Here is a 13,040-nt window from a genome sequence, read left to right on the forward strand (position 1 = left end):
GCCCGCTGCCGTGCCGCCGGGTCAGCCCGCGGGGGCCTGCCCGGACACCGCCGTGATCAGCACCGCGACCGGCGGCCGGCCCTCCGCCGCCTGCGACACCGCCGCCCGGACCGCCCGCGCCACGTCGAGCGCGCGGTGACCGTCCTCCGTGGCCAGTTCGACCCGTACATGGTCCTCGCCCGTCCGCACCGCCGGGCCCAGCACCCCGGTCAGCGCCGCCACCCCGGTCACCGAGGCGGCGGCCCGGCCCGCATCGTCCTCCGCCGGCACCGGGCGTACCTCCACCGGCTCCGGCTCCACCCGTTCGGGCGAACCGTCGAGCAGTCCCGTCACCCGTACGTCCACCTCGGCGACCACCAGTCCGAGCCGCCGTGCCGCGGCCGACAGGAGGGCCGCACGCAGTGCTTCGGCGGCTGCGGGCAGGGGCCGGTCGGCCGTCGCGGTCATCGTCGCCTCGATTCGTAGGGGGCCCGGCGGCAGTGCGCTCGGGGGCGGGGGCACCTGGGGGGCGGGGGCGGAGTCCGGGTCGGCCACGGCGATCCGCAGCTCGCCGAGGACCGGGCCCGGCGCCGGGTCGTACACCGCCCGGCGCAGCACCGCGACCGCCGCCCGCTCCGCGATCCAGGCGCCGTCCGCCGGACCGCCCAGGGGGAGCAGCCGCCCCAGCGAGAGCCGTTGCCGTACCGCGGCCGTCCACGCGTGGGCCCTGTGCGGGCCGTCAGCCGTCGTCATGGCCACCAGACTGCCGCATCCACGGCGCGAGTCGGGGCAAGCAACCTTAATGTGGGCAAAGAAGTCAAACCTGCCCCGAAGGGAAGAACGGCGATGACCGAGACCCCACAGCGGAACCGGCCCGAGAACTCCGACAGCGGCGCGGGCGGCAGCAGCCTGACCAAGCGCGGCGGCGGCGACCCCGGCGCCCGGGGCCGCACGACGATCGCGGACGGCGTCGTCGAGAAGATCGCCGGCATGGCGGCACGGGACGTCGGCGGGGTGCACGCGATGGGCAGCGGCCTGTCCCGTACCTTCGGCGCGGTCCGCGACCGGGTGCCCGGCGGCTCCAAGTCCGTCACGCGCGGGGTCAAGGCCGAGGTCGGCGAGTCGCAGACCGCGCTCGACCTGGAGATCGTCGTCGACTACGGCGTGTCGATCGCCGACGTCGCCCGCGACGTACGGGAGAACGTCGTCGCGGCCGTCGAGCGCATGACGGGCCTGGAGGTCGTCGAGGTCAACATCGCCGTCAGCGACGTGAAGCTGCCCGACGACGACGATGACGACGACGGCTCCGAATCGCGCGTCCAGTAGACCCAGGCGTCCGCAGCAGCTGAGGAGCACACACGATGAGCATGGCTGTGGTCGGCCTGTTGGCCGGCATGGCACTCGGTTTCGCCGGGTACTTCGGCGGGTTCGGGGCCTTCCTGCTGGTGGCCGCCCTCGGAGCGGTCGGCTTCGTCGCCGGCCGCTTCTTCGACGGCGACCTCGAACCGGGTGACTTCTTCCGGAGTCGCGAGCGCGGCGACCGGCGGAGGTGACGGCGTTGTCGGGGGCGAGCGGACCGGTCGCGGCCGGACAGCGGGGAGAGACGCGGATCGCCGACCGGGTGGTCGCGAAGATCGCTGCGCAGGCGGCGAAGGAGGCGGTCGACGGGGCACCGAAGGAGGCCGCGTCGCCGCGCGCCACGGTCACCGTGCACCGGGACACCGCCCGCGTACGGGTGAGTCTGGAGCTGGGATATCCCGGCGACATCGGCCACCGGTGCGGGGCCGTGCGTCGGCGGGTCGCCGAGCGGGTAAAGGCGTTGGCGGGGATGGAGGTGCCCGAAGTGGCCGTACAGGTCGAGCGCCTGCACCCCACGGCAGCGAGCCTCGCGGCACAGGGGAGGATGCGATGACCCAGCCCCACGATCCGCACGACGGCACCCAAAGACCGCCCGACGCCGGGGCGGTGGAACACGGCGACGTCCTTCAGCTCGACCAGTCCGCCTCCTCGGCGGACTACGACCCCGGGCCGGAGGAGAAGCGGCCCGGCGGCGGTGCCGGCCGCTTCTGGTCCGCCCGCCGCGTCCCCGCCGCCCTCGTCGCCGCGGTGGTCCTCGGCGCGAGCGGCCTGCTCCTCTACGACGTGGCGGCGGTCCGCGCCGGACACCCCGCGATGCAGTGGCGCCGCTCCCTCGCGGACGGCCTCGCGACCCGCCGCCTCGACGACGTCTGGGTGCTCACCGGCGCGTCCGTCGCCGCGGCCCTCGGGCTCTGGCTGCTGATCCTGGCGCTCACCCCCGGCCTCCGCGACCTGCTGCCGATGCGCCGCACGCACCCCGACGTGCGCGCCGCGCTCGACCGCACGGCCGCCGCCATGGTCCTGCGCGACCGGGCCGTCGAGGTGGCCGGCGTCCAGTCGGTCCGGGTCCGGATGGGCCGCTCCAGGGTGAAGGTGCGCGCCGTGTCCCACTTCAGGGAACTCGACGACGTGCGGACCGATCTGGACGGCGTGCTCTCCACGGGCATCAGAGAACTGGGACTCGCCAGGCAGCCGAGCCTGTCGGTCCATGTCCGCCGGCCGGCGAAGAAGGGGTGAACGGCGTGCTCAGAACCGTCAACCGGGTACTTCTGGCGCTCGCCGGACTGGTGCTGCTCTGCGTGGGCGGCGGGGTGCTCGCCGCCGCCACGGGTCCTTCCGTACCGTCCTGGTGGCCCTGGTACGGCAAGCACGACGTGCTGCTCAGCGACGCCGACCGGGAGCGCTGGCGCGGCGAGGGCTGGTGGTGGCCGACCGTGATCGCGGTCCTGGCCGTCCTGGTGGTCCTCGCCCTGTGGTGGCTCCTCGCCCAGTTCCGCCGCGCCCGCCTCTCCGAGGTGCTGGTGGACAGCGGCGACGGGGAGGGCGCCCTGCTGCGCGGCCGGGCCCTGGAGGGCGTGCTCGCCGACGAGGCGGGCGCCCTGGACGGTGTGGCCCGCGCCCACGTCACGCTGACCGGCAAGCGCTCGGCCCCGGCCGCCCGGGTACGCATGCAGATGGAGGCGCACGCGGCGCCCGGGGAGGCGCTGGACCGGCTGGGCGACGAGGTGCTGGCCCATGCCCGGGACTCCGCCGGGATGGCCCGGCTGCCCGCCGAGGTCCGGCTCAAGGCGGTCAGGCACCGGGCACCCCGGGTCAGCTGACGGCGCCGCGGGCCGGGGCGGCCGGCCCGCGCGGGGTGTCAGAAGCCGTGCCGGTGCCCCCCGTCGACCGGCACCATGATCCCGGTCAGGTACGAGGCGGCGGGGGAGAGCAGGAACGCCGCCGTGCGGCCGAACTCCTCCGGGGTGCCGTAGCGCCGCAGCGGGATGTTCGCCTCGTTCGCGGTGCGCGCCGCCTCCGCGTCGCCGGAGAGCGCGTCCAGCTCCCGCACCCGGTCCGTGTCGATCCGGGCCGGGAGCAGCCCGACGACCCGGATGCCGCGCGGGCCCAGTTCGTCGGCCATCGACTTGGCGACGCCGGCCAGGCCGGGGCGCAGCCCGTTCGAGATAGTCAGGCCGGGGATCGGCTCGTGGACGGAACCGGAGAGCACGAAGCCGATGACGCCGCCCTCGCCGAGCGCGGCGGCGGCCGCCCTGGCCAGCCGGACCGCCCCCAGGAAGACCGACTCGAAGGCCGACTGCCACTGGGCGTCGGTGTTGTCCGCGATGCCGCCGGGCGGCGGGCCGCCGACGCTGATGAGGATGCCGTCGAGCCGGCCCAGCCCCTCGCGGGCGGCCTCCACCAGCCGTTCGGCGGCGGCCGGGTCGCCGTTGTCCGCGCCGAAGCCCACGGCGTCCGGCCCCAGCTCGCTCGCGGCCTCACGGGCGCGCTGCTCGTCGCGGCCGGTGATGATCACCTTGGCGCCGTCCGCGACCAGGGCCCGCGCGGTGGCGAAGCCGAGCCCGCGCGTCGCGCCGGTGACGATGTACACACGGTCCTTCAGTCCGAGATCCATGGCCCTATCCTGCCGTGCCCGCCTCCGCACCGCCCTCGGCGGCCCGCGCTTCGGCGGCCCGCGCTTCGGCGGCCCGGTCCTCCGCCAGCCCGACCGCCGTACCGACCAGACCGATGTGGCTGAACGCCTGGGGGAAGTTGCCGAGCTGGCGCCCCGCCACCGTGTCGTACTCCTCGGCCAGCAGCCCCACGTCGTTGCGCAGGGCGAGCAGCCGCTCGAACAGCTCGGTGGCCTCCTCGGTGCGCCCGGTCAGCCGCAGCGCGTCCGCCAGCCAGAACGAACAGGCCAGGAAGGCGCCCTCACCGCCCGGCAGCCCGTCCACACAGCGGCCCTCCGTGCTGTAACGGCGCACCAGCCCGCCGCTGTCCAGCTCCTCGCGGACCGCGTCCACCGTGCCGATCACCCGGGGGTCGTCCGGCGGCAGGAAGCCGGTGCGCACGATCAGCAGCGTCGCCGCGTCCAGCTCCCGCGAGCCGTAGGACTGGGTGAAGGTGTTGCGGACCGGGTCGTAGCCCTTCTCGCAGACCTCCCGGTGCACCGCGTCCCGCATCGCCCGCCAGCGGTCGGCGTCCCCGGCCAGCGTGGGGTCCTCCTCCAGGGTGCGTACCGCGCGGTCCGCCGCGACCCAGGCCATCACCTTGGAGTGCACGAAGTGGCGCCGCTGCCCCCGGATCTCCCACAGCCCCTCGTCCGGCTCGCGCCAGGTGGACTCCAGGAACCCGAGGAGGCTGAGCTGCAGGCTCCAGGCGTGCGGCTTGTCGTCCAGCCCGGCGTCGCGGGCCAGCCGGAGCGAGTCGATGACCTCTCCGTACACGTCGAGCTGGCGCTGGCGCACCGCCGCGTTGCCGATCCGGACCGGGGCGGAGTTCTCGTAGCCGCGCAGCCAGGGCAGCTCCGACTCGGGGAGTCTGCGCTCGCCGGCCAGCCCGTACATGATCTGGAGGTCCGCCGGGTCGCCGGCGACCGCGCGCAGCAGCCAGTCCCGCCAGGCGGCCGCCTCCTCCAGGTAGCCGGCCGAGACCAGCGCGCCGAGGGTGAGGGTGGAGTCGCGCAGCCAGCAGAACCGGTAGTCCCAGTTCCGTACGCCGCCGATCTCCTCGGGCAGCGAGGTGGTGGGGGCCGCCACGATGCCGCCGGTCGGGCCGAAGGTGAGCGCCTTGAGGGTGATCAGCGAGCGGACCACGGCATCCCGGTAGGGCCCGTCGTACGCGCAGCGGGAGGACCACCGCGCCCAGTCGGCCAGGGTGTTCTCCAGCGCCTCGTAGGGATCGACGCGCGGGGGACGCGGTGAGTGCGAGGGGTGCCAGGTCAGTACGAAGGCCACCTTCTCGCCCGCCGAGACGCTGAAGGACGAGCAGGTCGAGAACTGCTGGCCCCAGGTCTTGACCGGCGGCTCGCTGCGCAGCCAGGCCGAGTCCGGACCGGCGACGGCGACCCGGTGGCCGTCCGAGCGGCGCATCCACGGCACGATGGACCCGAAGTCGAAGCGCAGCCGGATCACGGACGACATGTCGACAGTTCCGCTGATCCCCTCGACGATCCGCATCACGTCCGGCTCCCGGTCGCGCTGCGGCATGAAGTCGATGACCTTCACGGTGCCGGTGCGTGTCTCCCAGTACGTCTCCAGGACCAGGGACTCGCCCGCGTAGGCACGCCGGGTGCACACGTCCGCGCCCTTGGGGGCGATCCGCCAGTGGCCGTTCTCCTCGTCGCCGAGCAGGGCCGCGAAGCAGGCGCCCGAGTCGAAGCGAGGCAGGCACAACCAGTCGACAGAACCGTTTTTGCCGACCAGGGCCGCGGTCTGGAGATCGCCGATCAGGGCGTAGTCCTCGATGCGTGGGGTCACGTTCAGGCGTCTTCCCGAACCGGGCCCCCGTTAAGCGGGGAGTGGGTCAGGAGAGGCGGGAGTCACCCCCCGGGGAGCCGCCGTCAGGCCTGCGCGGGCTCGGGTTCCGGCGCCGCGTCCGCTTCGGCCGCCGCCGCGGCCGCCGCGACCCGGTCGCGCTTCTCGCGCCGGGCCAGGACCACGAAGCCCACCGGGACGCCGGCGGCGAACAGCCACCACTGCACGGCGTAGGCCATGTGCGGGCCGATGGAGCCGTCGTCGGGGGCCCCGATCGTCTCGGGCGAGCCGTCCGCCGGGGCGGGGCCGGTCAGCTCGATGTAGCCGCCGAGGACCGGGCGGCCGAGCAGCCGGGCCTGCTGGGCGCTGTTGATCAGCATCACCTGACGGTCCGGAAGGTCCGAGATGTCCTTGATGCCGCTGGCGCCGGTCGTCTCGTCGGCCTTCAGCCGCCCGGTGACGGTCACCTCGCCCTTCGGTGCGGCCGGCACGTCGGGGAAGGCGTGCTGGTCGGCGGCGGACGGCACCCAGCCCCGGTTGATCATGACGGTGCCGCCGCCCTTGAGGTCGAACGGCACCAGGACGTGCACGCCGATGGCGCCGTCGTTGGCGGTCCTGCGGCGCACGACGACCGTGTGCTTCTCGTCGAACGTCCCGGTCGCCGTCACGGTGCGCCAGTAGTCGGCGCGCGGGACGGTGTGGCCGGGGGAGGTGAGCCGGGACACCGGGACCGGGTCCGCCTTGAGGTTCCGCGAGATCAGGGCGTTCTGCGCGACCTTGTGCTCGTGCCGGTGCAGCTGCCAGAAACCCAGCTCGACCATCACGGGGATGAGGACGAGCGAGAGGAGGGCGAGGAACAGCCACTGCCGGGTCATCAGGAAGCGGTACACCCCACGACCGTACAACCGCATACGGGACGCATCGCGCACGGGGTGCCCGAAGGGACGGCCGAAGACGGGGCCGGGGCGGGGCGGAGGGGCGGCGGACGGGGGCGGCCGAAGGGGAGGCCGCCCCCGTGTCCTCAGACTCTGTCGACGATGCCCACCTTCCCCTCCGCGCGGGCGCAGTGCCCGCCGCAGAACCAGTGCCCGTCCACCTCGACCCCCTGGCCGATGACCTGGACCCGGCAGTGCTCGCAGATGGGCGCCATGCGGTGGATCGCGCAGGCGAAGCAGTCGAACACATGGACCGCGCCCTGGGCGTGGACCTCGAAGGACATCCCGTAATCGTTTCCGCAGACCTCACAACGTGCCATGCGCCACAGGGTGAAACGCGCGGACGGCGGCGCACCGGCGGCGGACGGCGCGTCGCCCCCGGTTCACTCCGATGACCGCGTCGGCCCCGGCACCCGCGCGACGGCCGGGGCGACGTCCCGCAGAAGATGCGTGAACGCGCTCTCGTCCAGGATCGGGGTGCCGTACGCCTTCGCCTTCACCGTCTTCGACGTCGCCGAGTCCGGGTCGTTGGTGACGAGCAGGCTGGTCAGCCGCGACACGCTCGTCGCCACGTGCAGCCCGGCCTCCACCGCCCGGTCCTCCAGCAGCTCCCGGTCCACCGAGGTGTCCCCGGAGAACGCCACCCGCATGCCCTGCATGAGCGGCTTGTCCTTCTCGTACCGCCCCGGGTTCGGATACGGGCAGGCCGGCCGCTTGCGCGAGGCGCGCCAGGTCGTGTGTCCCCCGTACGAGGACGGCGCCCCGGTCCGCGGCGTCACCGGCGACTGCGACCACTCGGTCAGCGGCCGGCACTCCAGGAGCGGCAGCCGCACCCCGCCGCGCGCCGCCGCGTGCAGGCTCGGGCGGAACGCCTCGGCCAGCACCCGGGCGTCGTCCAGCGCGTGGTGCGCGTTCTGCTGGACCACGCCGAAGTGCGCGGCCAGCGACGCCAGCTTGTGGTTGGGCAGCGGCAGCCGCAGCTCCTTGGCGAGCGCGATGGTGCACAGCCGCTGCCGGACCGGCGCGGAGACCGAGGCCCGCGCGTACTCCCGGGCCAGCATCGACCAGTCGAACGCCGCGTTGTGCGCCACGAGCACCCGGTCCGCGAGCCGTTCGGACAGCTCGGCGGCGACCTCGGGGAACAGCGGGGCCCCCGCCAGGACGTCGCTCGTGAGCCCGTGGATCCACACCGGGCCCGGATCGCGCTCCGGGTTGACCAGCGTGTACCAGTGGTCCTCGACGTTGCCCCGCGCGTCCAGCCGGTACACGGCCGCGGACACTATCCGGTCGTCACGGGCGAGCCCGGTGGTCTCCACGTCGACGACCGCGTACCCCTCGGGGTAGGCGGCCGGCCACGGCACTGCGGTCTGCGGGTCGTCGAGCATGGTCACAGAGAATACGGGCCGTGTCCGACAGCGCCCCATTCGGTATTCGGTGTCGGCCCCCGCCCGGGCCGCCGCAGGTGCGACGATTCCGGGATGACACGACCTCCGGCGCACGACGAACCGCACGGCAACGGCCTGGGCGCCCGGCTGAACTGGCTGCGCGCGGCCGTCCTCGGCGCCAACGACGGTGTGGTCTCCACCGCGGGGCTCGTGGTCGGCGTGGCCGGCGCCACCGAGGACCGGGGCGCCCTGCTGACGGCCGGCCTGGCCGGACTCCTCGCCGGATCGCTGTCCATGGCGGCGGGCGAGTACGTGTCGGTCTCCACCCAGCGCGACTCGGAGAAGGCCGCCCTCGCCACCGAGAAACGCGAGCTCCAGGAGACCCCGGAGGCCGAACTCGCCGAGCTGACGGGCCTGCTGGAGGCCAAGGGGCTGAGCCACGAGGTCGCCCGCGAGGCCGCCGTCCAGCTCACCGAGCGCGACGCGCTGCGCGCCCACGCGGAGGTCGAGCTGGGCATCGACCCCGACGACCTCACCAACCCCTGGCACGCGGCGGGCGCCAGCTTCCTCGCGTTCACCGTCGGCGCCCTGCTGCCCCTGCTGGCCATCGTGCTGCCGCCGTCCGGGCTCCGGGTGCCGGTGACCGTGCTCTCCGTCCTCGCGGTGCTGGCCGTGACGGGCTGGTGGAGCGCCCGCCTCGGGGAGGCGGCGACCCGCCCGGCGGTGCTGCGCAACATGGCCGGCGGCGCGGTGGCCATGGCGGTCACCTACGCGGCGGGCCACCTGCTGGGGGCGGCGGGGGTGTAGGACCTCAGCGCAGGCGCTTGATCCGCTCGGGCGGGAAGAGGTCCTCGCCGAGCGCGGGGGTGTCGGGGCCGAGGGTGATGGTGAGCCGGTCGCAACCGGCCAGGGGCGTCAGGTCGTAGGGGCCGGAGAGGTCGGTGTCCTGCTGCGCGAAGAACAGACAGAGGGTTCTCAGCTCCGGCAGCTCGGCCAGGGGCTCCAGGCCGCCGGACAGCCGGCAATGGTAGATGTCGAGCGAGGTGAGGGAGGGCGCTCCGCCCAGCAGGCCCAGGTCCAGCTCGTTCACGTGCTCGATGCCGAGCCTCCGGATGGTCCGGAAGACCGGGGACGCGGACGCGTACCGGAGCTGGGCCCGGCCGACGAGGCTCAGGTGGTCCAGGTTCGTCCACCGCTCGATCCCCTCCAGGCTCAGTCCGTCGGCCGGCGGGAGCAGGGACAGCGAGGTCAGCCCGGGAGCCAGCGGCAGCTCGCCGATGCTGCGCACCGGGAAGCGGTGGCCCAGGACCAGGCCGGACAGCTCCGTGAACGGCTCCAGCTGACTGGCCGGCAGCACCGGATGCAGCATGATCAGTGACATCCAGGTGAGGGGGAGCCCGTGCAGGGGCCGGAGGTCGCGGACTCCGGGGCAGTGGCTCAGCCCCACCTCGGCGAGCCTGTCCGCGGAGGTCAGCGGGGTCAGGTCGGTCAGGGCCTCGTTCTGGTAGACGAAGATTCGCCTCAGGTCGCGGCGGGCGGCCGGAGAGGACAGGTCGGGATGATCGCCCTGCAACCGGATCGCGCGGGCGTGGGGGACGTGGCGCAGGGCCTCCAACTGCTCAGGGGTGTACGCGGAGAGCGAGAACCCCTGCTCGTCCCACGACCGCCCCGCCAGGATCTCCCGCGCGTACGAAACGGTGTCGAAGGAGCGCCACACCTCGCACAACTGGGAGCCCACTGAGTCCCGCACGTCGTCGCGGTACCGCCGGATGACCTCGTACGCGGCGTCCCCGCCCACCAGCCCGGCCGTCAGCACCACGTACCCCGCCGCAGAACTGTCCGCCACCTCGTCCGGCCCCGGAAGCAGCTCCAGGACCAGCTCTCCGACCGCTGCCAGCGCCTCGGCCTCCTCACGGCTGCGCGGCGGGAGCAGCGCCTCCGTGCGGTCGCGGATGTCGGCCCGCAGCGCGGGGTCGAGCTCCGGCGCGTGCTCGGCGCTCGCCGCCGCCAGCAGCACCAGCCGGTGGCGCTGTCCGGCCGACCGGTCCGCCCGCCTCAGCAACTGCCGCAGCAGCCGCTCCCGTTCGTCCGGCCGGGCATGGCCGACCGCCATCTGGATCACGTCGTGCCACTGGTCGTCGTGCGCGTTCCTCACCAGCACGCCCAGATCGCGCGCCTCCACCGCGGCCTTGGCACCCAGGTAGTCCTGGAACGTGCGGTGCACGAACCCGACCGCCCCCGGAGCGGGTTCGCGGAGCAGCCCGCTGCGGATCAGCAGATGCGAGAACACGTCCCCGGGCGTCGCCCGGATCTGGGTCATGGCCGCCAGCCATTCGGCCACCATCTCCACGGCCTCGCCCCGGTCGGCCTCGGCCTGGCCGTTGCGGATCAGCCAGTACGCCAGCCGCTGCAGGAGAGCCGTCTGCTCCTCGCGGGTCAGGTCGACGCCCTCGACCCCGGTGATCTCGCGCTCGGTGTCGCGGCGTACGAGGAGCATGTCGAGCGCGGCGTCGTACAGCTCCTTGCGGGCCCTCGGGAGCTGCATCCGGCGGTCCCGGTTGAGCGCGCACAGCAGGGCGCACATCAGCGGGTTGGTGGCCAGCCGGCCCAGGTCGCGCCGGGTGACCACGGCCTGCCGAAGCGCCTCCTCGTACGTGTCGAGCCGGCGGCGCTCCGCGTCCGAACCGCACTCCTGGCGGGCGGCCCGGTGCCAGTGCTCGACGAACGAGCGGATGTCCGAGCCGGTCATCGGGAGCAGCGAGTGCGCCTCGAAGCCGGAGCCGGACAGCCAGCTCTCCGGCACGGCGGACGGCCGCGTCGTCACCACGTACCGGGCGTGCGGGTAGGCGGTGATCAGGTCCCTGAGCCACCGCTCGGTGCGCTGCCGCAGCCGGGCCGGGACCTCGTCCACCCCGTCCACCAGAACCAGGCCGCGCCCCTCGGACAGCAACCGGTCCGCCCAGCCGGCGGGGGCGGCCCCGTGCAGCGGGACGCCCGCCGCGCGCAGGAAGTCCTCGGGGCCGGGGAGTTTCCCGTCCGAGGTGAATGCGCGCAGGCGCAGGACGAACGGCACGCAGCGGTTCCAGTCCGCCAGTTCGCCGCCGAACGACTGCCGGGCGGCGTTCACGGCGAGCCACTGCACCAGGGTGCTCTTGCCCGACCCGGCCGGCCCGCGCAGCAGCAGCCGCCCGCTCCCGGCCAGGCACTGCTCCACCGAGACGGACCCCCGCTCCGGGACGCGCAGGCCCAGCCACTCCGGCGCGCTGTCGCGGGAGCTGACCGTCAGGCTGATGTAGGCCGTCTCCAGCGGCCAGTCCCCGGCGGAGCGGCCCAGCGTCAGCCCGAACAGCTCCATCCGGCTGTGCGCCCGCGCCATGAACCGCGCGTACCGCTCCTCGAAGTCCATGTCGGCGGCCTCCGGGGCCGGGCCGACCCGCCGGCGTACGTCCTCCACCAGCTCCCGGGTGCGCTCGGCGGCGCGGGTCTGCTCCACCGCCGCCCGGGCCGGGAACGACGCTTCGGCGGTCAGCTGCTCCACCACATGCGCGCAGCACCGGTCCAGCAGCTCCCCGTACAGTTCCCGTGCCCGCTCCGAGAGGCCGGGGTCCGGCGCCGGGAATCCGGCGGCCAGCCGGGCCGGGTCGAGCCCGGCGGCGAACAGCCGGTCCGCCGTGACCGCGCCCGCCGCCGCGAAGGCGTCCCGTACCGCCTCCACGGCTGCCAGGCGCTCGTGCTCGGGCAGTCCGGCGTACGACTCCTCCAGCCGGCCGCCCAGCACCTTCGCCAACCGGTCCGGCTTCGCGGGCCGGGGGAGCGGGCGCACCGGATCGGCGACGAGACCGGCGCCGGGCTTCGGCGTGACGAGCGATCGGGTCACCGCGCCGAGGACCGTCGTGGCCAGCCGGATCAGCGCAACTTCCAGTCCCTGCACGGACGTTCCTCCCCCACGGCGCAACGGAGCACCGATCGTACGACGGGCGGGCTGTCGGAAGGTGCCAAAGAGTGCTGACAGCCGGTCTCACATACTTGTTGGTAACAACATCTGGCCCCTGCCCGCCCCCGGCCCTACGGTGCAGGCATGCCGACGAACCTGCCCGATGTAGTGCTCTGGTCCATACCGGCCTTCGTCCTGCTCACCGCCGTGGAGATGGCGCTCCACCACTTCCACCCCGACGAGGACGCCGCCGGTTACGAGGCGAAGGACGCCGCCACCAGCATCACCATGGGGCTGGGCAGCCTCTTCTTCGACCTGCTGTGGAAAGTGCCCATCGTGGCCGTCTACACCGCCGTGTACGAGCTGACCCCGCTGCGGGTGCCGGTGCTGTGGTGGACGGTGCTGCTGATGCTGCTCGCGCAGGACTTCTTCTACTACTGGTCGCACCGGGGCCACCACGTCATCCGCATCCTGTGGGCCTGCCACGTCGTGCACCACTCCAGCGAGAAGTTCAACCTCTCCACCGCGCTGCGCCAGCCGTGGACCTCGCTGACCTCCTGGCCGTTCTACCTGCCGCTCATCGCGTGCGGGGTGCACCCGGCCGCGCTCGCCTTCTGCTCGTCGGCCAACCTCGTCTACCAGTTCTGGGTGCACACCGAGCGCGTCGACCGGCTGCCCCGGCCCTTCGAGTACGTGCTCAACACGCCGTCGCACCACCGGGTGCACCACGCCTCGCAGGGCGGCTACCTGGACCGCAACTTCGGCGGCATCCTCATCGTGTGGGACCGGTGGTTCGGCTCGTTCGCCCCCGAGACGGTGCGCCCGGTCTACGGGCTCACCAAGAACATCCACACCTACAACCCGCTGCGGGTCGCCACCCACGAGTACGTCGCCATCGCCCGGGACGTCCGCGCGGCGGGCGGCTGGGGTGAGCGGGCCGGGCGGATCTTCCGCGGCCCGGGCTGGCAGCCCGCCACCGCCGCCCCCTCCG

General features: G+C 73.9%; 14 protein-coding genes. 7 read left to right on the top strand and 7 right to left on the bottom strand.

Features of this window, described 5'->3' with window-relative positions:
* Positions 1-21: 21 nt before the first annotated feature.
* Positions 22-732 carry a hypothetical protein gene (locus tag MHW47_RS22270; RefSeq protein WP_239225562.1) on the bottom strand — a complete coding sequence of 237 codons (711 nt, stop codon included), beginning with the start codon at positions 730-732 and terminating at the stop codon, positions 22-24.
* Positions 733-825: 93 nt separating this feature from the next.
* Between MHW47_RS22270 and MHW47_RS22275 the strand changes: the two genes are divergently transcribed.
* From MHW47_RS22275 to amaP, 5 genes are read left to right on the top strand one after another with little or no spacing between them, the layout of a single operon-like run.
* Complete coding sequence (locus MHW47_RS22275; protein ID WP_239225563.1) at positions 826-1,305, top strand: Asp23/Gls24 family envelope stress response protein; 480 nt, start codon at positions 826-828, stop codon at positions 1,303-1,305.
* A gap of 35 nt (positions 1,306-1,340) precedes the next feature.
* Positions 1,341-1,532, top strand: a complete 192-nt coding sequence (locus tag MHW47_RS22280; protein ID WP_111333199.1) for a hypothetical protein — start codon at positions 1,341-1,343, stop codon at positions 1,530-1,532.
* Complete coding sequence (locus MHW47_RS22285) at positions 1,529-1,891, top strand: Asp23/Gls24 family envelope stress response protein (RefSeq protein ID WP_374230128.1); 363 nt, start codon at positions 1,529-1,531, stop codon at positions 1,889-1,891. The genes MHW47_RS22280 and MHW47_RS22285 overlap by 4 nt, the downstream gene beginning before the upstream one ends.
* On the top strand, positions 1,888-2,574 hold the full coding sequence (locus MHW47_RS22290) for a DUF6286 domain-containing protein (RefSeq protein WP_239225565.1): 687 nt from the start codon (positions 1,888-1,890) through the stop codon (positions 2,572-2,574). The genes MHW47_RS22285 and MHW47_RS22290 overlap by 4 nt, the downstream gene beginning before the upstream one ends.
* Positions 2,571-3,158, top strand: a complete 588-nt coding sequence (amaP, locus tag MHW47_RS22295) for an alkaline shock response membrane anchor protein AmaP (RefSeq protein WP_239225566.1) — start codon at positions 2,571-2,573, stop codon at positions 3,156-3,158. Before MHW47_RS22290 ends, amaP begins: the two co-directional genes overlap by 4 nt.
* A gap of 38 nt (positions 3,159-3,196) precedes the next feature.
* Here the strand turns inward: amaP and MHW47_RS22300 are convergent, their stop codons facing one another.
* The 5 genes from MHW47_RS22300 to MHW47_RS22320 all read right to left on the bottom strand — a co-directional run bounded on the left by MHW47_RS22300 (position 3,197) and on the right by MHW47_RS22320 (position 8,121).
* Positions 3,197-3,952 (bottom strand): SDR family oxidoreductase, encoded by a 756-nt coding sequence (locus MHW47_RS22300; protein ID WP_239225567.1) that lies wholly within the window; start codon positions 3,950-3,952, stop codon positions 3,197-3,199.
* Between the two features lie 4 nt (positions 3,953-3,956).
* The gene (locus MHW47_RS22305; RefSeq protein WP_239225568.1) at positions 3,957-5,798 is read right to left on the bottom strand and encodes a glycoside hydrolase family 15 protein; all 1,842 of its coding nucleotides are present in this window, start codon (positions 5,796-5,798) and stop codon (positions 3,957-3,959) included.
* Positions 5,799-5,881: 83 nt separating this feature from the next.
* Entirely contained in the window at positions 5,882-6,685 is an 804-nt protein-coding gene (locus tag MHW47_RS22310) for an SURF1 family protein (RefSeq protein WP_239225569.1), read from the bottom strand.
* A gap of 131 nt (positions 6,686-6,816) precedes the next feature.
* Positions 6,817-7,050 (bottom strand): hypothetical protein, encoded by a 234-nt coding sequence (locus tag MHW47_RS22315; RefSeq protein WP_026171732.1) that lies wholly within the window; start codon positions 7,048-7,050, stop codon positions 6,817-6,819.
* A 63-nt stretch (positions 7,051-7,113) separates the two neighbouring features.
* Entirely contained in the window at positions 7,114-8,121 is a 1,008-nt protein-coding gene (locus tag MHW47_RS22320; RefSeq protein WP_239225570.1) for a DEDDh family exonuclease, read from the bottom strand.
* Positions 8,122-8,208: 87 nt separating this feature from the next.
* Here MHW47_RS22320 and MHW47_RS22325 point away from each other — a divergent pair, with 87 nt between their 5' ends.
* Positions 8,209-8,922 (top strand): VIT family protein, encoded by a 714-nt coding sequence (locus MHW47_RS22325; protein WP_239225571.1) that lies wholly within the window; start codon positions 8,209-8,211, stop codon positions 8,920-8,922.
* Positions 8,923-8,926: 4 nt separating this feature from the next.
* On the opposite strand, the gene MHW47_RS22330 is transcribed toward MHW47_RS22325, so the two are convergent.
* Positions 8,927-12,046, bottom strand: a complete 3,120-nt coding sequence (locus MHW47_RS22330; RefSeq protein WP_239225572.1) for an NACHT domain-containing NTPase — start codon at positions 12,044-12,046, stop codon at positions 8,927-8,929.
* Positions 12,047-12,193: 147 nt separating this feature from the next.
* Between MHW47_RS22330 and MHW47_RS22335 the strand changes: the two genes are divergently transcribed.
* Positions 12,194-13,040: sterol desaturase family protein (locus MHW47_RS22335; protein ID WP_239225573.1), on the top strand; the 847-nt coding region annotated here is incomplete at its 3' end.

The organism is Streptomyces sp. OfavH-34-F, from assembly GCF_022347745.1.
Lineage (GTDB): Bacteria > Actinomycetota > Actinomycetes > Streptomycetales > Streptomycetaceae > Streptomyces.